Origin of the sequence: Enterococcus pseudoavium NBRC 100491 (assembly GCF_001544295.1) — a bacterium.
Classification (GTDB): Bacteria; Bacillota; Bacilli; order Lactobacillales; family Enterococcaceae; genus Enterococcus_A; species Enterococcus_A pseudoavium.
In genome coordinates, this window is the sequence record NZ_BCQF01000019.1 from 35,901 (window position 1) to 56,646 (window position 20,746).

23 protein-coding genes and 1 pseudogene are annotated in these 20,746 nt (G+C 41.5%); 8 read left to right on the forward strand and 16 right to left on the reverse strand.

Annotation, left to right across the window (positions count from 1 at the left end):
* Window positions 1-137 precede the first annotated feature (137 nt).
* On the forward strand, window positions 138-1,220 hold the full coding sequence (locus tag EP1_RS09585) for an iron-containing alcohol dehydrogenase family protein (RefSeq protein WP_067626844.1): 1,083 nt from the start codon (window positions 138-140) through the stop codon (window positions 1,218-1,220).
* 92 nt (window positions 1,221-1,312) lie between these two features.
* On the opposite strand, the gene EP1_RS13770 is transcribed toward EP1_RS09585, so the two are convergent.
* The 6 genes from EP1_RS13770 to EP1_RS09610 form a co-directional block, all read right to left on the reverse strand.
* The gene (locus EP1_RS13770) at window positions 1,313-1,540 is read right to left on the reverse strand and encodes a DUF4368 domain-containing protein (RefSeq protein ID WP_083507532.1); all 228 of its coding nucleotides are present in this window, start codon (window positions 1,538-1,540) and stop codon (window positions 1,313-1,315) included.
* Between the two features lie 6 nt (window positions 1,541-1,546).
* The gene (locus tag EP1_RS13430) at window positions 1,547-1,693 is read right to left on the reverse strand and encodes a hypothetical protein (RefSeq protein WP_157065588.1); all 147 of its coding nucleotides are present in this window, start codon (window positions 1,691-1,693) and stop codon (window positions 1,547-1,549) included.
* A gap of 140 nt (window positions 1,694-1,833) precedes the next feature.
* Window positions 1,834-2,325, reverse strand: a complete 492-nt coding sequence (locus tag EP1_RS09595; protein ID WP_067626848.1) for an AraC family transcriptional regulator — start codon at window positions 2,323-2,325, stop codon at window positions 1,834-1,836.
* A gap of 41 nt (window positions 2,326-2,366) precedes the next feature.
* On the reverse strand, window positions 2,367-2,759 hold the full coding sequence (locus EP1_RS09600; RefSeq protein ID WP_067626850.1) for a helix-turn-helix domain-containing protein: 393 nt from the start codon (window positions 2,757-2,759) through the stop codon (window positions 2,367-2,369).
* An 85-nt stretch (window positions 2,760-2,844) separates the two neighbouring features.
* The gene (locus EP1_RS09605; protein ID WP_067626852.1) at window positions 2,845-3,714 is read right to left on the reverse strand and encodes a carbon-nitrogen hydrolase family protein; all 870 of its coding nucleotides are present in this window, start codon (window positions 3,712-3,714) and stop codon (window positions 2,845-2,847) included.
* A 651-nt stretch (window positions 3,715-4,365) separates the two neighbouring features.
* Window positions 4,366-4,902 (reverse strand): GNAT family N-acetyltransferase, encoded by a 537-nt coding sequence (locus EP1_RS09610; RefSeq protein WP_067626854.1) that lies wholly within the window; start codon window positions 4,900-4,902, stop codon window positions 4,366-4,368.
* A gap of 310 nt (window positions 4,903-5,212) precedes the next feature.
* On the opposite strand from EP1_RS09610, the gene EP1_RS09615 reads away from it, so the two are divergent.
* Complete coding sequence (locus EP1_RS09615) at window positions 5,213-6,643, forward strand: basic amino acid/polyamine antiporter (RefSeq protein ID WP_067626856.1); 1,431 nt, start codon at window positions 5,213-5,215, stop codon at window positions 6,641-6,643.
* 36 nt (window positions 6,644-6,679) lie between these two features.
* On the opposite strand, the gene menA (EP1_RS09620) is transcribed toward EP1_RS09615, so the two are convergent.
* From menA (EP1_RS09620) to EP1_RS09630, 3 genes are read right to left on the reverse strand one after another with little or no spacing between them, the layout of a single operon-like run.
* Window positions 6,680-7,627, reverse strand: coding sequence for a 1,4-dihydroxy-2-naphthoate polyprenyltransferase (gene menA, locus EP1_RS09620; RefSeq protein ID WP_067626890.1), 948 nt, complete (start codon window positions 7,625-7,627; stop codon window positions 6,680-6,682).
* Window positions 7,628-7,673: 46 nt separating this feature from the next.
* Window positions 7,674-8,624: a 1,4-dihydroxy-2-naphthoate polyprenyltransferase gene (gene menA, locus EP1_RS09625; RefSeq protein WP_067626858.1), complete on the reverse strand. Its 951-nt coding sequence runs from the start codon at window positions 8,622-8,624 to the stop codon at window positions 7,674-7,676.
* A gap of 9 nt (window positions 8,625-8,633) precedes the next feature.
* Entirely contained in the window at window positions 8,634-9,662 is a 1,029-nt protein-coding gene (locus EP1_RS09630) for an FAD:protein FMN transferase (protein WP_425552595.1), read from the reverse strand.
* Window positions 9,663-9,971: 309 nt separating this feature from the next.
* Here EP1_RS09630 and EP1_RS09635 point away from each other — a divergent pair.
* The 4 genes and pseudogenes from EP1_RS09635 to EP1_RS09650 all read left to right on the forward strand — a co-directional run.
* Window positions 9,972-11,393, forward strand: a pseudogene (locus EP1_RS09635) (FAD-dependent oxidoreductase); the annotation flags it as partial.
* A 114-nt stretch (window positions 11,394-11,507) separates the two neighbouring features.
* Entirely contained in the window at window positions 11,508-11,924 is a 417-nt protein-coding gene (locus tag EP1_RS09640) for a NusG domain II-containing protein (RefSeq protein ID WP_067626862.1), read from the forward strand.
* 11 nt (window positions 11,925-11,935) lie between these two features.
* Window positions 11,936-12,499, forward strand: a complete 564-nt coding sequence (locus tag EP1_RS09645) for a Gx transporter family protein (protein ID WP_067626864.1) — start codon at window positions 11,936-11,938, stop codon at window positions 12,497-12,499.
* Window positions 12,496-13,482 carry a polyprenyl synthetase family protein gene (locus tag EP1_RS09650; RefSeq protein WP_067626866.1) on the forward strand — a complete coding sequence of 329 codons (987 nt, stop codon included), beginning with the start codon at window positions 12,496-12,498 and terminating at the stop codon, window positions 13,480-13,482. The genes EP1_RS09645 and EP1_RS09650 overlap by 4 nt, the downstream gene beginning before the upstream one ends.
* A 65-nt stretch (window positions 13,483-13,547) precedes the next feature.
* Here the strand turns inward: EP1_RS09650 and EP1_RS09655 are convergent, their stop codons facing one another.
* Both EP1_RS09655 and EP1_RS09660 read right to left on the reverse strand, forming a co-directional pair.
* A complete protein-coding gene (locus EP1_RS09655; protein ID WP_067626868.1) occupies window positions 13,548-14,246 on the reverse strand; it encodes an alpha/beta hydrolase in 699 nt (232 codons plus the stop codon).
* Window positions 14,247-14,882, reverse strand: coding sequence for a pentapeptide repeat-containing protein (locus tag EP1_RS09660; RefSeq protein ID WP_067626871.1), 636 nt, complete (start codon window positions 14,880-14,882; stop codon window positions 14,247-14,249).
* 191 nt (window positions 14,883-15,073) lie between these two features.
* Here EP1_RS09660 and lepB point away from each other — a divergent pair, with 191 nt between their 5' ends.
* Window positions 15,074-15,643, forward strand: coding sequence for a signal peptidase I (gene lepB, locus EP1_RS09665; protein WP_067626874.1), 570 nt, complete (start codon window positions 15,074-15,076; stop codon window positions 15,641-15,643).
* 29 nt (window positions 15,644-15,672) lie between these two features.
* Here lepB and EP1_RS09670 read toward each other — a convergent pair whose 3' ends face one another.
* From EP1_RS09670 to EP1_RS09685, 4 genes are all read right to left on the reverse strand, one after another.
* Complete coding sequence (locus tag EP1_RS09670; protein WP_067626876.1) at window positions 15,673-16,095, reverse strand: hypothetical protein; 423 nt, start codon at window positions 16,093-16,095, stop codon at window positions 15,673-15,675.
* A gap of 2 nt (window positions 16,096-16,097) precedes the next feature.
* On the reverse strand, window positions 16,098-17,396 hold the full coding sequence (locus tag EP1_RS09675; RefSeq protein ID WP_067626878.1) for a Y-family DNA polymerase: 1,299 nt from the start codon (window positions 17,394-17,396) through the stop codon (window positions 16,098-16,100).
* Window positions 17,397-17,553: 157 nt separating this feature from the next.
* A complete protein-coding gene (locus EP1_RS09680; RefSeq protein WP_067626880.1) occupies window positions 17,554-18,498 on the reverse strand; it encodes a permease prefix domain 1-containing protein in 945 nt (314 codons plus the stop codon).
* Window positions 18,499-18,501: 3 nt separating this feature from the next.
* Window positions 18,502-18,828: a PadR family transcriptional regulator gene (locus EP1_RS09685; protein WP_067626882.1), complete on the reverse strand. Its 327-nt coding sequence runs from the start codon at window positions 18,826-18,828 to the stop codon at window positions 18,502-18,504.
* Between the two features lie 185 nt (window positions 18,829-19,013).
* Between EP1_RS09685 and EP1_RS09690 the strand changes: the two genes are divergently transcribed.
* Window positions 19,014-20,099 (forward strand): NAD(P)/FAD-dependent oxidoreductase, encoded by a 1,086-nt coding sequence (locus EP1_RS09690; protein WP_067626884.1) that lies wholly within the window; start codon window positions 19,014-19,016, stop codon window positions 20,097-20,099.
* A 336-nt stretch (window positions 20,100-20,435) separates the two neighbouring features.
* On the opposite strand, the gene EP1_RS09695 is transcribed toward EP1_RS09690, so the two are convergent.
* Entirely contained in the window at window positions 20,436-20,708 is a 273-nt protein-coding gene (locus EP1_RS09695) for a zinc ribbon domain-containing protein (protein WP_067626892.1), read from the reverse strand.
* Window positions 20,709-20,746 lie beyond the last annotated feature (38 nt).

The following is a 20,746-nucleotide window of genomic DNA, read 5'->3' on the forward strand; positions in this document are numbered from 1 at the left end:
TTTTTTAAACAATGAATAATAATATGATTATACGAATAATAAAAGAATAAATATCCAAAAGTTGCTTGCGTTTATACTACCATAACCATTATAATAAAAAAAGAGGAATCTAAAAAAATAATGAAAGAAGTTTTTCCATGTCAAAACAACTAATCGTCCGCGGTGCGCCGCAGGAATATGAATTAAAAGCCCATGCTTGGGACTCGTTGGAATCCCATCTTAATAGAAGAAAAATGAAGAATGTTCTGATTCTCCATGGTGAAAAATCTTGGCAGGCCGTTAAGCCTTCTTTTCCAGAACTATCAATAACAACTACTTTCCATTATTATGGTGGTCAGTGCACCGATGCCGCTGCAGAAAAATTTGCGTCTTTATGCAATAAAGAGGATTTTGATGGCATTATTGCAGTGGGCGGCGGAAAAGTTGCAGACTTAGGAAAGCTTGTGGCCTATAAAGTCCAGCTAGCCATCATCATCTTGCCCACTCTAGCAGCCACTTGCGCTGCTTATACACCATTAAGTGTGGTCTATGACGAGTCTGGCGTCATGCTACGCTACGATGTCTTTCCCAAAGCCAGTGACCTTGTATTAATCGATCCTGAGATTATTTTGCATTCACCGCGGGAATTGATGATCGCCGGGATCGGCGACACCTTGGCAAAATGGTATGAATCTCATGCAATCATTTCACAATTGACCGTCAAGCCAGTCGAAGTCCAAGTAGCAGCGTTTGCTGCTCAAAAATGTCGCGAGATTCTGCTCACTCAAAGTATGGAAGCCTTAGCCGCGATGGCTAATAAACAGATCAATCAAGCCTTTATTGATGTGGTCGAAGCCAACATCTTATTGGCCGGCATGGTGGGGGGCTTTGGCGATGAATATGGTCGAACCGCTGGTGCTCACTCACTCCACGATGCGATGACCGTCTTACCTGACAGCCATCACCAGCTCCATGGCAATAAAGTAGCCTACGGGATCCTAGTTCAATTGATGATCGAGGAGAATTTGGCGGAGATCGAAAAACTTCTGCCCTTCTATCATCAACTAGATTTACCTACAAACTTAGCCGCAATGGATTTATATTTGACGGAAGAGGACTATCGAGCGGTTGCCGAGCGCGCCTGCAGTCCCGGTGAGATGATTCATTTAATGAAGCAAACCATCACACCAGAACTAGTGATTCAAAAAATGAAGGCCTTAGAAACCTTGATGCAAAAATAAAAAAGAGAACTTGCGATTTAGCTAGGTGCCCATAACCTACTAAATTGAGATAGTGCCCGACAAGTGAAAGCTTGTCGGGTCTTTTGTTGTCTTCAAATTTCATCTAGTTTTCCAACAAATCGGTAGTAGATATCGATTTGTTGGATTCGCTTGCCTGTGCTTTTGTCTGGTTTGTGAATTTCGATTCGGTCAATGAGTTCATTCACAATGCTAGGCGTTAAGCTTTCAAGCGTGGTATATTTTCGGACAATCTCAAGAAATTTCTCAACGTTTTTCACGTCTTCCTTTTGTTTAGAAAGTCGTGTTTCAAGTTCGTCAATTTCTTGCTAAAAGCTAATATCACAATCTTCTAAGCTGTCTAGCTGGACTGAAAACCCTAAATTTTGATATAGGGTACTCACTCGAGCATACCCGATTTTCACCTTGTCTAATTTCTCCAGTTCATTTACTTTCTTTTTCTGCTGTTTTTCCATGTTGGAAACCTCCATATATATTATTTTGTCTTACATATATATAGTAAAACGAAATGGAGGGAATGACTAAAAGAAGGTATAGAAAAAGCCTGTAGCTTTGAGGGCTACAGGCTTAAAGTTCCTAGTTAGTAAATGATATTCTAAAGAATCGGAATATAAATGTCAGTTAAACTTGTATCTTTTAAATTTTTAGGCGGTTCTGTGATATACATTTCAAAAGGAGTCGCATCTCTTGGTTTGGCTTTATCTTTAAAAAGCCACTCTTGATACATGTATTGCCAAGCTTCTCCATATTGATTACCTGACATTTCAAAATGACCGACTGCAAATTTACCTGAAATACTTGATTCGCAAATGTTTCCAGTCTCAACAACTTTCGAATTTGCTGGAATAGTCATTGCTACACTAGTGCGGAGATTCTTTTCATCTATGATAAAAGGGTTGTCATCATAAATTGTCAAAACTTTTGTTTCGTCTGGAATAATCAAATTATTAGTAGTAGCAAAGTCAAATAATTCTTTGAATAATTTTCTGCTTTGTCTTCTAAATTCAGCATAGCTTCCTCTAAAACGAATATAGATAATTCTTTGATTCTTAATTTCTTCTGTAGTAATATTGATCGGCTCAATCATACTTATTCCTCCTTGATTTTTTGATTACCTTACGCAAACTATTATTCCATGAACCGACTTTTATTTCTTGACAATTCTTGCTGTTTTCTATATTCCATTGGACTTAAGTTAAAATGTTTTTTGAACGTCCGACTAAATGAGCTAGAGTCATTATATCCATATTCCATTGCAATAGTAGTTATAGAAATATTAGGACTTACACATAGAAAAATTGCAGCTCGTTCTATTTTAAATCTGGTTACAAATTCGTTTACTGTTTCAGAAGAGTATTTCTTAAAGATTCTATGAAAATGAAATTCTGATAAATTGGCATTTTTAGCTAAGTCTTTGAGCTGTATAGTTTCTTTCAAATTTTTTTCTATGTAATCCTCGGCTTTATTTATCAAACGGACGTATGATTGTTTGGAATTGATACTTTCTACTTTTTTATCCATTGTCGTTATTCCTTTGTTATAGAGTTTTTAGTTCAATAGTTTTATAAAAATAGTGCTTTATGGAACCCTAGCTTACTAAATTAGGTTATTTTTTCTCTGCATTTTTACGCAAAAAAGGATCTGCTTTATCATCGTCAATTAAATCCTGATAAAGCCAGGGCTTACGATATGAGTCACCCCAAAGTTCTCGAGAACGGTACTTTCGCAATTTTTCGATATCGAAATATGCGTAGAATAAACCTTCGGTCTCATCTGCTACAATTATCTCAGAATTGTAATCCTCTCCCTTTATTCGCAGACCGTCATATACTGAGGAATGACCGTTTTCTTTTGGGGACGGATAATTTACAGTCACCATTCCAACCATGTTCTCGAATGCTCTAGACCTGAGTTGAGATAAACGATTTGTTTCAATGAAGCAGGCGTTGGGCACTAGGATTATTTCTGCGCCTTTATGCATAAGGATTCTTGCTGCTTCTGGAAATTCACGATCATAACAAATCATAGCCCCGATTTTTACGATGTCATTTTTTATGTGCAAATCCGCGACGAAAAATTCATTTCCAGATTGAATTTTCTGTTCCCAATTCTTACGAACTGTATGTACTTTACGATAATTTAAGATTACTTGACCGAATCTATCTATTTGAGCAACAGAGTTATAAATTTTATCTTCATCTGCTTCAAGGTAAGCAAAAGCTAATGCAATCTCGTTATTCTTAGCTATTTGACAATATTTTTTGAAGTCTTCACTTCCTTGAGAAATTGCATCTTCTCTCCATCCTTTTTGTCCATCAGGGTATTCTTCTGGCGAGGAGTACCCAGTATTCCAACACTCAGGGAGGATAGCAATATCTGCGCCAGATTCTGCAGCTTCCTTTATATATAAGGAGGCTTTTTGATAGTTATCTTCAGCACTACCAGTTGGTAATATTTGGAGTAAGGCTACTTTCATGTGTTAATTATATCACAAATATAGTTTTCATTTTAGATACCTACTAAAATATCATGGCTATAACCATCAATAAAAGAAAAACAGGACTTGCTTTTTAAACAAGTCCTGAGGTCTAGCCGTAGAGTTTCTCAAGTTCTTCTATTAAATAGTTTTATAAAATAGTGTTTTATGGAACCCTAGCTTTTTCGCAAGTTCTCTTTTTGAATCTAGTTTTTAGCAACAAAAAAAGATACTTAAAAAGCCAAGTATCTTTTAAAAAATCTTTCCGGTTCTTATGGCATAAATAGTTAGGGAAATCAGAATGAACAACGCCAACATTTCTATTAGAAAGTCGGTGGTTTTTACTTCGTTTCTCGAAGTGTCCTTTTCTCGTTTCATTGTGCTATTAAGGCCCTCCTCACTTTTACAATTCAAGGATAGCAAACCATTGGTATAGGTCCGTAACAATTCTTATTGAATTCAATTAGAATTTTATGAACGAAACCTAATTTGGAAGTTTTTCTTTTCAAATGAGGGTTTGGTCTTGTTTCTGACGAGTCAAACGACTGCAGATCAGCAAATGATTTGAATCAAAGGTATTCCCGCCCCTTAGCGAAAAACAAAAAGGCAATTTCCCCGAAAGGAACCGCTCGCGCTAGCAACCATTTTTACTCACAGCTCAGAAAAAGGGATAAAAGGCGGAAGCTTGCCCGCAGTTTCCGTTAAGCATTTTTGGAGCCAGAGCACGTCCAACCATTGATCAAATTTGTAACCGATCTTAGGAAAATTGGCTACCTGTTCATAGCCCATCTTTTCATGGAACGTTAAACTACCTTGATTGCCGCCGGTAATACAGGCCGTTAAAATCGCTACATTTTGTTTTTTTAAGGTTGCTTCTAGGACTTGATACAATTGTTTCCCTACACCGTGACTTTGCCGCTCTCGGTCGACATAGACGCTGACTTCGACGGCCCAATCATAAGCCGCCCGATTTTTATACGCATGGGCATAGGCATAGCCTAAAATTCTCTCATTTTCGGTCGCTACAAAATATGGATATAAATGCAACGTCTCCGCAATTGTTGCCGCAAAGTCCGCTTCTGTTGGCACTTCGTAGTCAAAGGTAATCGTGGTTTCTTTTACATACGGCGCATAAATCGCCTGTAACTGCGCCGCATCTGCGGGTGTTGCTACTCGAATTTCGATCATTATCTCCCTCCTTATTTTGTTTATTCTATCATTATGAAAAATGAAAAACAGCCAATGAACCATCTATTTTTGATGAAAAAACGCTTACTTAGATTAACTAAACTGCCCCCAACGTAAAAATCTTGGCTGGCACTTTCTTTTTAAGTCCTGCTTTTTTTGCTTAGCTCGTCAAGCATAACAAAAATACGGGATTTTTATTAGAAAAAAATGGCGAATCTTTAAGCGGAGTTTCGTGAGTTTTACCGCCTCCTTATGGCTATTTTTAGTCAAATATGCTTGAATAAAGACAGTGTTTTTTAGGAGGAAAGTTATGGAACAGAATCAAACACCTGACAATCATACTAAAGAGATGAGTTTGTTGGGGTTAACTATGATCGTGATCGGCTCGATGCTGGGGGGCGGGGTCTTCAATTTGCCTAGCAGTATCTCACAATCGGCTGGTGTGGTCGCCTCGCTTTTTGCTTGGTTGATTACCGGAATCGGGGTCTTTTTTATTGCAAAAGTTTTTCAAACCCTCTCGAATGAGGAGCCTGAGATCATTGGCGGCATTTATTACTATGCCAAAGACGGTTTCGGTGATTATGTCGGTTTTAATTCCGCTTGGGGTTACTGGCTCAGCAACATCATCGGAAATGTTTCTTTTGTCATTTTATTTTTAGATGCTTTAAGCAAATTCATTCCCAAGATTGGTGGTTCCGGCGGCCAGATTGGCTTAGTTTTAGGCACCTTCATGATCTGGGGAGTCATTTTTCTCGTAGCGCGGGGGATTCGGACTGCCAGTATTTTGAATACGATCGCCACCAGTGCCAAGGTCATTCCGATTTTAATGGCCATTTTTCTTTTATTCATTCATTTCAAGTATCAAACCTTTTCGCTAGATGTCTTCGCTAAAAATATGCAACTTAATGGCCAAGAATTTGGTAGCGTCCCGACCCAGATTCGCCATGCCATGTTGCAGACGATGTGGGTATTCGTCGGGATCGAAGGCGCCGTTGTTTTGTCTGGTCGAGCTAAGCGGGCCCGCGATGTCGGTCGGGCTACGTTGATCGGTTACGCTACCACGTTAGCTATCTATGTTTTAATCGTAATGTTAAGCTTCGGCTCATTGCCGCAAGCCCAGTTGGCGAATTTACCGAGCCCCTCGTTAAGCGGTGTTTTACGAGCTTCGGCAGGTGCTTGGGCCGCCAATATGATCGATATCGGCGTGATTATTTCTGTTTTAGGCGCTTGGATTTCTTGGACGATTTTAGCTGCGGAAATTTCTTTTGATGCGGCGCAAGACAAAATGTTCCCAGCGTTTCTAGGGAAAGCCAATCAACAGAATGCACCGGTAAACGCCTTAGTCTTAAACGGTGTCATTATGCAGATCGTCTTTTTAGTTTCTCGTTGGGCGATGGATGCCTTCCAAGCGGTAACGGATACGGCTACTACTATGGTGCTGGTCCCTTATGTCCTGTCGGCGGCTTTTTTATGGCAAATCGCCAAAGCCAAACAACACCGCGGACAAAAAATTCTGGCCCTCGGTGGAATCGTCTACGGATTTTATATGCTTTATTCGTCCGGTGCCTTAAACCTGCTCTATTGTGTCGGGATCTACGCCTTAGGTTTTGTCTTTTGGTTGTGGAATAGCCATACGTATCAGCGGCCGGTTTTCGCGACAAAACGAGACAAACTATTGTTTATCCTCGTGACGGTTTTAGGCTTGATTAGTCTACTGGTCTTTCTTTGGCAAATCCATTAAAAAAACAGTGGTCAACTGCGACCACTGTTTTTTTAGTTAAACTTGCTGGATCACCAAACTTAGCAACAGTCCTAGCGCATAAGAACTATTGAAAAACAGCAAATTATCGACGGACATCGGAAACGTCTTGCTTTTGATCTGTTCCTTTGAGAAAATCCGCGTTTGCGGGATGACTTTGACTAAGCTGATCAAAGTCACTAAGATCGGCCATTGATAAATACCCACTAGCCAGCCAATCAGAATCACCGCATAACAGCTGTACATCAAGACATTAAATAAACGGACGCCTTGTTTACGTCCAATATAAAATGGCAGTGTGTAGCGATGATTTTCGATGTCTTGTGCTAAATCACTGAGATTATTTGCTAACATGATATTGGCAATCGTCAACATCAATGGCAAGGCCGCCCAAATCATTGCTAAAACCGCCGTCGTACTCCCAACTAGCGAAAAATGTTGCAGATCCAACTCCATAAAAAAGAGCCGCTGATCGTAAGTATTTAGATAGATCGTGATGGCAAAAATGCCTAACCCTTCTGTCACGCCGCTAAAAATCTCGCCTAATGGCATCCGCGACAACGGAATCGGGCCGAAACTATAAAAGATCCCCACAAAAAAGCAGGCCCCTCCCAGTGGCAACAACAGCCAGCCCGTTTGAAGTACTAAAAGAATCCCAATAATGGCCGCAAAACCGACTAAGCCATAAATAATTGCTTGAACAACGTGTTCTGATAACTGTTCGCGACCAATCACGTTTTCTTCATATTTATAAACTAGCGACTTAGCTTTCAAAAAGTCCATATAATTATTGATCGCCGTGATAGCTAGATCAAAGGCACACATCCCGAAAAAGAAAAGCAGTGTTTTGCCGGGATGGAAGGCGTGAAAATACGTATTGCTAAACAACACTGCGATGATAAACGGAAAAAGACCGGCTAATTTAGTACGGATCTGGACTAATTCAAAGAAATTCGCCCAAGTCATTTTATGAACGGGTTTAAGCTTATTACTTTCCATGTAGCACCTCTTCTTAATGAATCAGCTGCCAGATCAAGGTCAAGATCAAACCGATCCCGTAGCAACTGTTAAAAGCCACCAAATTTTTGATCGACATCGCAAAAGTCTGGCTTTTGATTTGTTCCTTAGTAAATAAGGTGGTCTGAGGATAAACCTTCACCAGACTCAAAAAAACAATCAAGATCGGCCATTGGTAGATTCCCGCAAGCAAACCGATTAAAATCACACCGTAACAACTGTACATCAATAGATTAAACAAACGGACCGCATTCGTTTTCCCGAGATAAAACGGCAACGTGTAACGGCGATTAGCAATATCTTGTTCCAAGTCACAAATATTATTGGCCAACATGATATTGGCGATGGTGGCAATCAGCGGCAGCGAGGCCCAAATCAGCGCCAAAACAGCCGTCGTATCACCGGTTATCGCAAAGTGTTTCAAGTTCAACTCCATAAAAAAGAGTTTTTGATCATACGTGTTCAAATAGATCGTGATGGCAAAAATTCCGAGGCCCATCGTCACGCCGCTAAAGACTTCTCCTAGCGGCATCCGTGACAACGGAATCGGACCAAAGGTATAGAACACCCCAATAAAACAGCAAGCCAAGCCCATCAACAGCAACATCCAACCAGTTTGGAGCGCCAGGACGATCCCGACGACAGCCGCAAAACCGATCAAGCTGAAGATGATGGCGACTACGGTCCGTTCAGATAATTGTTCTTTACCGATCACGTTTTCTTGATATTTATACTCTTCTGAATGGGCTTTGCGAAAATCCATGTAATTATTAATCGCCGTCGTTGCCATATCAAAAGCGATCATCCCAAAGAAAAAGAAGAGCGTATTGCCTAAATGAAAGGAATGAAAATAGCTATTTGTGAATAATACGCCAATCAAAAAAGGAAATAAGCTGGCCAATTTGGTACGAATCTCTACTAAATCGAAAAAATTTTTTCTCGTCATTTTATACTCCTACTTCAACTCTTTGTCGTTGCCCATGGTGTAGCCGGCTTCCTTGTTCAACTTAAAGACATCCTTCAAGCCAGAAGTCACGTAGACCTGATCGTCTTTCGTAACAAAAATCGCTTCCGTATTCTTCAAATCTTCCACATAATCCATCCCATTTTTAACACCCATTGAGAAGACCGCCGTTGATAAGCCGTCACCGTCAATCGATTTTTTAGAAATGATCGTGACTCCGGCAATGTCATTGTCAAATGGATAGCCAGTCTTTGGATTAAATAAATGATGATAGGTCTTTCCATCGGCCTCCAAGTAACGTTCATAAATCCCTGAAGTAACCAAAGACTTGTTGCTTTCTGGCACACTGCCTAAAACCACATTGCGGGCTTGATTAGGATCTTGGATACCGACTGTCCAGTCTTCTTTTTGATCATTGCGGGGACTATGACCCAAGACGAAAACATTCCCCCCAAGGTCAACGATTGCTGTCGTGACTTCATTTTCCTGCAAGACTTTCACGACTTCATCGGTGATGTAGCCTTTGGCGATCGCCCCTAGATCCAGTTTCATCCCTTTTTCTTTTAAATAAACTGTCTTATCCGTATCGTTAAATACGACTTCATGATAATTGACTAGCTTCAAAGCTTGATCAATCTCACTTTGAGCCGGTTTGCGGGCATCAGGAAAACCAATTCGCCATAATGACGTGATCGAGCCGATCGCCATGTCGAAACCGCCTTTAGAGTCTTGACTATATTTATAGGCTTCTTTCAATAAATAATACATATCCTCCGTCACCTTGACCGGTTTCTCCCCCGCTGCATCATTGATTGCGTCAATCTCTGAGCCTTTTTCATTAACGGTAATCTTATCCGCCAATTCTTTCACTCGGGCAAAAGCTGGTTTCAGAACTGCTTTTTTGCCATCATCATAGATTCGGATCTGAACATAGGTCCCCATTAGAAATTGCTTGTCTTCATAGGGTTGCTTATTGATCTTTGGCTGATTATTGCCGCAAGCAGTCAAAATCAGCGCCAATAATCCGAAAAATACTACTAGCGTTCGTTTCTTCACACAAATACTCCCTTTGCTTATTCAAAATTTTTCACCTTATCATAGCGCGTTTTTACAGAATTTGCCACGCTGATTGCTTAAACGATTATTGCTATTTTTTGAAGCATCCTCATAGATTCAGCCGTTTCAGCAAATGAACTTTTCTCACATAGGCCGTTTCAAAGTGCTGATAGATTAGCAAGAGGACTTTCCAAAAATTTCCAGCTTGCGCATTTCGCAAAAAAGGGTTTGTGACAGAACGTCACAAACCCTTCAAATGTATTCTCAAAGTTCGGTGAATTGATGGAATGGAAAGATGTGTTAGCGAAAGAATACAAATTACCAGTTGAAGAATTTTCTTTAATGGTTGTTGAAGCTTTACCAACGATCTTAAACATGCTTGATCGTAAGGACGCTGACAAAGCAGAACGCTTCATGGTGAAAAAAGGCATCGAAATGAAGAAAAATTCACCTATCACTGAAGTCAATGCTGATCATATCGTCTTGAAAGATGGCTCACAAATTCCAACTCATACCTTGATCTGGACTGCTGGTGTCAAAGGAACAACCGATGCCGCCGACTTTGGGCTTGAAACGGCGCGTGGACAACGCTTATACGCGAATGAGTTCATGCAAGCAAAAGGCTATGAAGACAAAGACATCTACATCGTGGGTGACTTGGTTCATTACGAAGAAAATGGCGATGGCCGACCAACGCCGCAAATCGTTCAAGCAGCGGAACAAACCGCTCATACTGCCGCAGCCAATATCGTTGCGAAAGTCAAAAATACTGAAAAACATGCCTTCAAGAGTAATTATCAAGGGTTCATGGTTTCGATCGGTTCTAAATGGGGCGTTGCCAATTTAATGGACAAAGTTCACTTGGCGGGCTTCATGGCGATCGTGATGAAACATATTGTCAACTTGAAATACTTCTTTGATATGCGTTCAGGTTATTACATGTTCCAATACATGATGCATGAATTTTTCCATATCAAAAATGATCGCAACGTCACGCGCGGACATTCTTCCCGTTATGGCAATGTGTTATGGAGCGTCCCATTACGGGTCTTCTATGGTTTGATGTGGTTAGTGGAATCGTCTAAAAAAGTTGTTGGTGACGGCAGTTACTTACATCCAAGCACTTGGTTCGGTTCAGGCTCATGGTTTACCGATAAAGTCGTCTTTCCTTTCCCTTGGTTGCAAGAGCAAGTAACGACTGGCGCTTCGGCAGCCGGTTCAAATGTAGCCGAAGCAACTAGTGCTGCCTCAGGTGCTGTTGCTACCGGTGGCGCTGACGCCGCAACTCAAGCAACACACTTTGGTCTTAGTTATGCCTTTGGTGAAAATCCAATGCCGGTCTTTGAAAAAATGCCTCATTGGTTCGCAAAAATCATGGAAGTCATGATGCCAAATCAAGAAGTTGCTTTGTTCATGCAAAAATTGATGACCTTTGTTGAAATCGGAATTGCTTTAGCCTTGATCTTTGGTTTATTCACTTGGTTGGCTAGTGCTGCCACAATCGGTTTGACCATCGTCTTCTGTCTATCTGCCATGTTCTATTGGGTCAACATTTGGTTTATCTTTGTTGCCTTCGCTTTAATGAATGGTTCCGGCCGTGCATTAGGTCTTGACCGTTGGGTAATTCCTTGGATTCAAAAAACGGTTGGCAAATGGTGGTACGGTACCCCTAAAGCTTTTTATGGCAAAAAATAATTAACAAAAAAATGTAGTACGAAGAAAAGTTCTAAAGGGCTTATTCCCCCTCTTTAGAACTTTCTTTATGTTATGATAAGAAAAACTCAAAAAAAGAAGTGTGAGGGATTTGTTTTGAAACTGAAGGATTTTGTCAAAAGTAGTTTGCTGCGTCCTTGGGATGGGATTATTGTGGCACTGCTGATTTTACTATCCTTTGCTCCACTCGTGATTTTTAGTCTCAATCGAGCCAACACACCTTCCCAGCAGGCCGTTCTTTCGGTGGATGGCCATGAGATCAAAACTTTTGATCTTTCCGATAAAACAAAAGCGGCCTACACCTACAAATACCAAGAGGCTGACGGCCATTATAATTTAATCGAAGTTAAAGGAGACCGCATTCGCATCAAAGAAGCCAATTGTGGCGATCAAATCTGCGTCCGACGGGGTTGGATCGACCAATCCGGCGAAACGATCGTCTGTCTCCCCCACAAATTATTGATTGAAATAAAATCCTCAGATGGAGGGGAACCTGGCAGTGTGATTTATTAACTGCTTCAATTATGAATAAAACGCAAAAATTGATTTACATCGCGCTCTTAGTCGCTCAAGGTGTCATTTTAGGTTTGGTCGAGAATCTGATTCCTTCTCCTTTCGCCTTTGCACCAGGAGCTAAATTGGGCCTGGCCAATTTGATCACGATCGTGGCAATCTTTACGATGCCCAAAAAAGATAGTTTTAGCCTGATTTGGATGCGGCTGATTTTAACGACCCTCTTAGGTGGGACTATCTCGACGTTCCTATACAGTATGAGCGGTTCGCTTTTGAGTTACTTCGGGATGTTGTTAGTTAAAAGTCTCGGACCAAAACGCGTCAGCATTATCGGCATCAGTGCCACCGGGGGCTTTCTTCATAACGTCGGCCAATTGATCGTCGCCAGCTGGATCGCCCAGTCTTGGACGGTGATGCTTTATTTACCGGTCATGTCCTTTTTAGGGATCTTAGCTGGGAGCGTAATTGGCATTGCCGGAAATTATCTATTGGAACACGTGCGAACCTTGCAAAGATTTCAACTCGATTATGAGAATCAAAAAGCGCATAAGCGATCAGGAGGCTATCCAAAATGAAATTACATCCAATGTGGCAAGACTATCCTGACCTTGCTAAACGATTGACGACGACGCTGGAATTAATGGAAAATGTCGTTAACTTGAAAAATAAAAAAGTGGAAACAGCGGTTTTAGAGATGATCCACGCTGGCGGAAAGTTATTACGACCGGCGTACCAATTATTATTTTCTGAATTTGGACCCGAGCAAGACGAAAAAAAAGCGACAGCTTTGGCGGCATCGATCGAAATGCTCCATACTGCCACCCTCATTCACGATGATATCGTGGATGACTCGACTCTCCGGCGTGGCTTGCCGACGATTCGTTCCTCATTTGGCAATGATACGGCCGTTTATGCTGGCGACTACCTTTTTGTTTGCTGTTTCAAGCTGCTTTCAGATTATGCAACGTCTTTAAAAAGTCTGCAGCTGAATTCCCGCAGTATGGAAAAAATTCTTGACGGCGAGCTCGGGCAAATGGATGATCGCTATAAATTAGATCAGACCGTTGAAGAATACTTAGCCAATATTTCCGGCAAGACGGCTGAATTGTTTGCTTTAAGCTGTTCGGTTGGCGCCTTTGAAAGTGGCACTAGTGAACGCTTCGCTAAAAAAGCCGGCATGATCGGTAACAATATTGGTTTAGCATTTCAGATTATGGATGATCTGTTGGACTACCAAGCCAATGCGACTACATTAGGCAAACCGGTCTTAGAGGATGTCCGGCAAGGCGTCTACTCATTGCCGCTGATCTATGCCTTGAGCCAAGCGCCCCAGCAATTACGCCCTTACTTAGAAAAGAGAGAACAAATGACTGCCGATGATACATTAAAAGTCCAGCAGTTGGTGCAAGAATTAGGCGGTGTCCGTTATGCTCAGGAATTAGCCGCTGATTATACCGAAAAGGCCTTAAAAGAAATTCGCAAGCTGCCAGAAAATTTTTATGACACGAAAACAAAACTTGAACGGCTGACTAGCCAAATTTTAACCCGCCAAAACTAAAAGGGGCTGTGACAAAAAAATTGTCACGCCCCTTTTTTGTTTTGTAACTGGCTGTTAGTAACCATCTATTTAAGCTTTTTCTCCAACCACTGCTGGTAAACTTGCAACTGATCCGGCGTGTGGAAAAAATGCTCGCCTGCTTCAAAAATCGTCAAAGAAATTTGCGGAGCTGCAGCAAATGTTTCGATCGTACCTCTTTCTGTAAGCGTATCTTGTCCGCCATAAAGAATAGCTGTAGGCGCTGTCCAAGTGATGGGATGATCAACAACATAAGAATAGTACTCCCACTCCAATGTTTTGATCGGTGTTTCGATTATTTTTTTTTGCCGTAAATCGGTGGGCGTCAAATCTGACCAACGCATGATGTTTTCGATCAATTTTTGCATATCCACGATCGGCGACAAAAACAAACTCTGCTCGATCGATCGATTTTGACAGGTTAGCATACTAAAATACGCCCCAATGCTACAGCCAAATAACGCAATCCTAGCTGCCTGCTTTTCCAATTCAAGCAAAATTTTATTGACATCCGCTACAACATTTTGCGGATTCAAGGCGTAATCCTGCCCTTTTCGTTCACCGTGTTCCGGCAAATCAAAACTCCAGACTTGATAACCTTTTTTCGTAGCAACATCTGCTAAAAATTGAATAACTGGATCTTCCTTATGGGATTGATCCCCATGAAAAGCTAGGATTATTTTTTCGCTCGGTTCGCCCCAGCAGATGACCGGAATTCCTTGGATCTTTTTCTGCTTTAACTTCATCTAGCTATCCTCAATCTGCAAACCAAGACCGGCCGCGATCGTCAACGCCTGATAAGAATCGACTTTCAAGCCCTTCAGCTGCTCCAGCGAAAAAGCGATCTTATTGAAGCGATTGGTGGTAAAATCCAAGCCTGCTAAATTCGTTCGCAGCCAATTACTGTTGTCCAATTCATTATTGGTCAAAAATAAATGCTTCCAGGTCACTTCAAAAAATTCACTATCCGTCATTTGACAATTTTCAAACGCCACATTTTTCAAATTTGTCCCGCTGAAGGAACCAAAATTGATCACACAATCCTTGAATTGGCAATCCCGTAAATAACTCTCGGCAAAATTACAGCCCGTCAACTTACAACTTTCAAACACCACTTGATGGAAACTGCCGCCGATCCACTCCAGATTCGAGAAATCACAATTTTTAAAGATCACATTCCCCGCTTCAAAACGAATCAGTTTGGCCCGTTGCAAGGTCACTTTTTCTAAAATCGAGCGCCGCAATACGACATTTTCACAGGTCAAATAACTATAGTCAAACCCAATCCCATGGACCTCTTCAATTGTTGCCTCCTCTTCCAAATAGAAATCATCAGAAAAATTCCTCGGCAAAATCGGGGGTGCCGGATAATTTTTTTTCATCGCCTTGCTCCTTGTTCGTTTTTGATAGGATAATTTTTTCAAATTACTCTGCGTCTCAGTTCATTCTGCTTGTTCTAAGTTTCCCACAACTCAACAGTTTTCTCCACCCTTAATCGCCTTTTTCTGCTGTCAGAGTCTCAAAAGAGCTTTTTATTTTGAAGCATGATAAAATTTAAGCTCGAGGTGACTTTATGAATAATAAAATAAAAGAATGGCTGCCGATCGTCATTATTATCGCATTGATTTTTCTAGCTAGGATGTTTGTCTTTTCTCCGGTAAAAGTCGAAGGGCATTCGATGGACCCCACGCTGCACGACAAGCAACGTTTGATTACATCTAAAATTTCTAACTTAGACCGACAAGACATCATTACTACCAAAGAACCAGATAATCAAAGTCTGTATGTCGTAAAACGAATCATCGGTTTACCCGGGGATCGGGTCGTGATGAAAGAGAATGTTTTGACCATCAACGGCAAAAAATATGATGAACCTTATCTTGCGAAGTTCAAGGAAAAATTCAAGAAGGATCATTTGGCGGAAGAATATTCCTACAATTCAGCTTTCCAGCAGCAAGCCGCCAACGCTACAAGTTTTACCAACGATTTCACTGTAACCGTCCCTAAAAACCAATATTTCGTTTTAGGCGATAATCGCTTGATCTCCAAAGACAGTCGAATTTTCGGTTTCGTTGACAAATCTTTGATTCAAGGGAAAGTCGTTTTACGCTTTTGGCCGCTAAATCAATTTAAGCTTTTTTAAGTCATGGTAAGCCATGACTTTTTTTGTCCTTATTCTCTCGTGATTTTTTGATTCAAGATTTTCTTAGGACCTAAGATATCTACATGATGGATCTGCTCCAGTGCTAAATGAAGCATCCCCCGTTCTTCTTCTAGCAAATAGATTTGGTCTTCTTTTTGACCAGTGATTTTCCCTACCAGATCGTCTAAATAATGCCCTTCGTCGTTCAACATTTCTAACTGAATGGCTAGCCGTCTATTTTGTAAATAGGCCTGTTGCAACACTTCGCCGATTTTTTCTAATGTCATTGGTTCTTTTGCCAGATTGATCTGATGGCGTTTTTGCTCTTCCTTGTTCAATACGGCGGTATGATCCGATAAGTAAAAACCGATCCACTTCAGCATGCCCCGATCTTGATAGACCTGTTTGGCTTCCATAAACAGCTGTTGGGCACTTTCATCATCATAGATCATCGCTAATCCATCCCTTCCATCCCACCGGCGTGACCACCAACGAGTCCGGCGCGTTTAATCGCTGTTGCACCCTCGCTTAAAGAATGGGCCCGCACGATCGAGGTAAATTTATAGCGGCTGCGAATTTGTGCAATGACTTCATCGATTTTTTCTTCTTTGATCGTCTGTTCCGGCTCTTCAAATAAATTCAGTTGTAAATTTCCAGCTGGACGCAAGCTTGAGACGGTGATGGAAATATTGCGGACTTCTGAATGATCCCAGTATTTTTCAAAAAGGTTCTTGGCCACACGGGTCAATTCTTTGGCTTGATGCGTCAACGGGATTTTCTGCTGATGATGAAATCCGCCCCGCTTGCCGCTACCGTAATAAGCATAACCGATCCCTAAATGGAGAGTCCCCCCAACTACGTCTGCTTTGCGTAAGCGTTGTGCGACTTGCTCGCAGATCTCAGCGATCACCGTTAAAATATCTCCTCGATGCGCGTAATTTTTAGGTAACACTTGTGAATTGCCGATCGATTTTTCCTTTCTAGGATAGAGCGCTTTTTGTGCAAGAACGGAGCGATCGATCCCCCACGCGTGCATGTAATGCTGCATTCCAATCACCCCAAAATGATTTTTCAGTTGGAACGGATCCCCATGAGCCAAATCCCCCATCGTTTGAAACCCCATCAATTGATAACGACGTTCCATTCGTTGACCGATCCCACAAAAATCACTAAGTTTGATGGGCCAAATCTTTTCCGGAACATCTTGATAATGCCACTGAGCAAAACGAGTCGGCGCGTGCTTGGCTTCGATATCCATCGCAATCTTGGCCAGTAACGGATTGTCCCCCATGCCTAACGATGTATAAATGCCCAACTTGTCAATAATCTCATTTTGGATTTGTTGAGCCACCGCCGCCGGACTTTCACCAAATAATTTCCAGCTGCGGGTCAAATCACCAAACTGTTCGTCGATACTGTAAGTATGGATGTCCTCTTCCGCCATATACGAACGAAAAATCGCTTGAATCCGCATGTGATAGTCGATATACAAATTCATTCGCGGCGGAACGATCGCTAAATCAGGATGATTCGGAATTTCGAAACCACGACTGACATTACTGATTCCCAATACTTCTTTGGCTTTGGGACTAGCGGCTAACACTAAGCCGGCATTTTCCCGATCACCGCTCATTACCACTAATAATTTTTTCAAAGGATGCCAGCCATGTTCGACACATTCCACGCTGGCATAAAAACTTTTGGAGTCCATACAAAATATCTTTCGCACTGGCTCCCCTTCATAAAGATCCAACAAAATCACCTCCAAAAAAACAAACATGTGTTCGCTTTTTAGTTTACGGTCATTTGGATTGTTTGTCAATTGTTTACCGATCAAGCTTCGTTTAATAGGTACAAAAAAATGTTCTAAGCCTGTCAGACTCAGAACATTTTTACTCGATCAAACTATGCTACTTTTTTACAAAGAGTGCCTCCAAAATCGTATAGAAGATCCCCGCAAAAACAAAAATCAACCAACTTCTGCCCCATTCATTACTGCTGAAAGAAAACCAGAGAAAGATCAACGTCACAATTGGCCAATAAATACGCGTTAGTAAATGTTTCCCTTGAGCGGAACTACCGTATTTCACCTGCATCGCATTCGGTCCTAAGGCATCTTCATCGGCGATAAAATATTTTTCTTTGATAAATTTATCAAAGCTGGCGTAATTGACACCGCCGTAGATAATCAAGAACACACCGATCGCTAAAAAGAAAAACATCACGGGAATGCCGTATTCCGCGTAGGTAAACATTTGGAAAAGAAAAATTGGCGAGATACTCAAGACACACAATCCAATCCCGAACACCAAACTGATTTGGAAACTTTTCTGGTAGCCTTGCTTGAGTTTTTGGGCTTCTTTATTCAACTCCACCGGTACATAGCGATCATTCAATACCAAGCCATTTTTAGAAAATTGCATGCCGTAGTAGATAATGATACCCACGCTGATGGCGAGGATAATAAAGAATAATAAAAAGCCGAACATCTCAGCCCCACTGATGCTGAGACCAATCAAGACACCCACCGCCAGTAAACAGCCGCTGATTCCTAGGCTCAGCCCTCTTGTATCTTTTTTGCGCTCAGTCAAATAGTGATACATTTCAGCTTCAGCAATCGCATTTTCAGGTTCTTTTTCCCGAGTCGCAAATTCTAATTCTTCGCGTAGTTCATCGATCGAACCAAATTCACTAATCACTTGGCCAATCGCTTCGTGTTCGCTTTTCCCTTCGTCGATCAGCGCTAAATAATGATCCTCCATGATCGTTAAAATTTCTTGCTTCGCCCGTTGTACTTCTTGCGTATTAGGAAATTCGAGAAACAAAGTCTCTACATAATTTTTTATCGTATCCATTATTTACCCCTCTTTCAAAAATCGATTGACTACTTTTTGCGTTTGCTTCCACTCATTCCGTTTTTCCGCTAAAAAAGCCAATCCTTTATCGGTGATTTGATAATACGTGCGTTTTTTCCCATGGGTCACTTCCCCTGGATAAGAATGGATATAGCCATTTTTTTCCAAGCGGTTAAACGCCGAGTAAAGCGTCGTCTCTTTGATAATATAGACCTCTTCACTCACGTCGCGAATCTTTTGCGAGACCGCGTAGCCGTAAGAATCCCCCTGCTTTAATACGGACAAAATGATAACGTCATTGTATCCGCGAATACCATCACTGGAAATCATTTTGCCACCTCCTGAAATTACTTCATCTGTCGTTGTAATCATTGTACGATAATTACTACGACAGGTAAAGTAAAATATTGCAAATTAATTGTAATAACTTTGTGAGTATGTCAAAATCGATCACACAGTGTTGCTTGATTCGGCAGCTCCAAAAAATATTTTTAACGATAGAAAGAAGTTTTAACATGAAAAAAATCGCCATTATCGGCGGCGGCATTATTGGTCTGACCTTAGCCAATTATCTAGATCCGCAAAAATTCCAAGTCACGCTATTTGACGAACCTACTGGTCAAGCCACCAGCGCCAGTGCTGGCATCATCTCACCGTGGTTGTCCAAGCGCCGCAATCAACAATGGTATCAGCTGGCCAAAGACGGTGCGGCCTTTTTCCCGAAACTAGTCCAAGATTTCCAATTAGATCACACGATCTATCAGCAAGCTGGCACGCTGATTTTACGTTCTGAAGAACAATTGACAGAACTTTTTGCTTTAGCAGAGGAACGTAAAAAAAACGCACCAGAAATCGGCACGATCGAATTGCTTTCTGGCGAACAGACTCAACAAGCCTTACCGCTGTTAAAACCTTTGCCCGCGCTTAAAATCAGTGGCGGCGGTCGCTTGGACGGCAAAGCCTATTTGAAACGTCTGCGACAATTGGCGATGGGAAAAGGTGTAGAAATAATCCCTCAGCGAGTTCAGTTGGCGAATGCTCAGACAGTCAGCTACGGCGAAAATAAAATAGTTTTTGATCAAATCATTTTGACCGCCGGCCCGCACTTGAAGGAATTATTAGCGCCTTTAGGTTATCACGTCGATATCCGACCGCAAAAAGGACAGCTCTTAGTCTTTCAGACCGCCCGCAAAGACAGCGGGAAATTTCCGGTTGCCATGCTAGATGGTGAAGCCGATTTGATCCCTTTCTTAGCTGGCAAAATTTTATTAGGGGCGACCCATGAAAATGATGCTGGTTGGGATCTGAGGGAAACCTCCGCAGCGTTTCAACAGCTGACGAATGGGGCCAAAAAATTTCTAGCTGAACCCGCGCAACTTTTAGCTACGCCTTTTCATTATCGCGTCGGCACTCGGGCTTATACCTCGGACTTTGCCCCCTTTTTTGGTCAATTAACCGAACAACTCCTCGTAGCCAGTGGCCTGGGCTCCTCGGGTTTAACCACTGGACCTTATATCGGCTATTTGCTGGCACAAGCTTTGAATACTGGCAAGACCGACTGGTCAGCTTATCAAAAAGAGTTAAGCAATTATATTCACTAAACCTCAAAAAAGCTGGAATCAAATAAAGATTCCAGCTCAGACCGCAGACAAATGTTCACAACCCCATATACTATGCGGATTGTGAGCATTTATTATATTTGCATTACTTCACGTTTTCTATAAAAGATATAAAACAAGCCTTATGGAAAACAGTATCTCGGCGCATGAAAAGGGTATTGCCGCCTTTTTAGAGCAAGACCGTCAAAAGTGGCTTGTTCTAAATGTGGCGGAGTTTTTTCCCTCCATGATGGCGCTTGTAGTGAGTGTGGAAATACAGAACGCGAATCAACACTTAAAAATATAAGTCCGACAAACTGAAAGTTGTCGGGCTTATTATTAGGCTCTCCACCGTTTGAGTTTAGGAAAGAATGATTGCATTTTAGCTACAGCTTTCTGCTCATTGTAACTGGAATCATTTGCAAAAATCTCACTCATGTGCTTTCGGCTAATTTCAATCATTTCATCCATTGTCACATCCTGAGTAAATTCCCCATCCTTAAAGCAATAAATACAATAATCCTCATTTTTGCTTTGGTCAGCATTTGTACCAACCACCTCTTGTTTATCCAATGGCATGCCACAGCTTTGGCAAAATTTTTGTTCATTCATGTTCATTTCTCCTTTATCATTTTATTTGACTACATAAC

Bases quoted from the DNA above. Each gene is read 5' to 3' on its own strand.
- EP1_RS09585 (WP_067626844.1), top strand. From the start codon at position 138: ATGTCAAAACAACTAATCGTCCGCGGTGCGCCGCAGGAATATGAATTA.
- EP1_RS13430 (WP_157065588.1), bottom strand. From the start codon at position 1,693: ATGGAAAAACAGCAGAAAAAGAAAGTAAATGAACTGGAGAAATTAGAC.
- EP1_RS09595 (WP_067626848.1), bottom strand. From the start codon at position 2,325: ATGATTGAGCCGATCAATATTACTACAGAAGAAATTAAGAATCAAAGA.
- EP1_RS09600 (WP_067626850.1), bottom strand. From the start codon at position 2,759: ATGGATAAAAAAGTAGAAAGTATCAATTCCAAACAATCATACGTCCGT.
- EP1_RS09605 (WP_067626852.1), bottom strand. From the start codon at position 3,714: ATGAAAGTAGCCTTACTCCAAATATTACCAACTGGTAGTGCTGAAGAT.
- EP1_RS09610 (WP_067626854.1), bottom strand. From the start codon at position 4,902: ATGATCGAAATTCGAGTAGCAACACCCGCAGATGCGGCGCAGTTACAG.
- EP1_RS09615 (WP_067626856.1), top strand. From the start codon at position 5,213: ATGGAACAGAATCAAACACCTGACAATCATACTAAAGAGATGAGTTTG.
- menA (WP_067626890.1), bottom strand. From the start codon at position 7,627: ATGACTTGGGCGAATTTCTTTGAATTAGTCCAGATCCGTACTAAATTA.
- menA (WP_067626858.1), bottom strand. From the start codon at position 8,624: ATGACGAGAAAAAATTTTTTCGATTTAGTAGAGATTCGTACCAAATTG.
- EP1_RS09645 (WP_067626864.1), top strand. From the start codon at position 11,936: ATGAATAAAACGCAAAAATTGATTTACATCGCGCTCTTAGTCGCTCAA.
- EP1_RS09650 (WP_067626866.1), top strand. From the start codon at position 12,496: ATGAAATTACATCCAATGTGGCAAGACTATCCTGACCTTGCTAAACGA.
- EP1_RS09655 (WP_067626868.1), bottom strand. From the start codon at position 14,246: ATGAAGTTAAAGCAGAAAAAGATCCAAGGAATTCCGGTCATCTGCTGG.
- EP1_RS09660 (WP_067626871.1), bottom strand. From the start codon at position 14,882: ATGAAAAAAAATTATCCGGCACCCCCGATTTTGCCGAGGAATTTTTCT.
- lepB (WP_067626874.1), top strand. From the start codon at position 15,074: ATGAATAATAAAATAAAAGAATGGCTGCCGATCGTCATTATTATCGCA.
- EP1_RS09670 (WP_067626876.1), bottom strand. From the start codon at position 16,095: ATGATCTATGATGATGAAAGTGCCCAACAGCTGTTTATGGAAGCCAAA.
- EP1_RS09680 (WP_067626880.1), bottom strand. From the start codon at position 18,498: ATGGATACGATAAAAAATTATGTAGAGACTTTGTTTCTCGAATTTCCT.
- EP1_RS09685 (WP_067626882.1), bottom strand. From the start codon at position 18,828: ATGATTTCCAGTGATGGTATTCGCGGATACAATGACGTTATCATTTTG.
- EP1_RS09690 (WP_067626884.1), top strand. From the start codon at position 19,014: ATGAAAAAAATCGCCATTATCGGCGGCGGCATTATTGGTCTGACCTTA.
- EP1_RS09695 (WP_067626892.1), bottom strand. From the start codon at position 20,708: ATGAATGAACAAAAATTTTGCCAAAGCTGTGGCATGCCATTGGATAAA.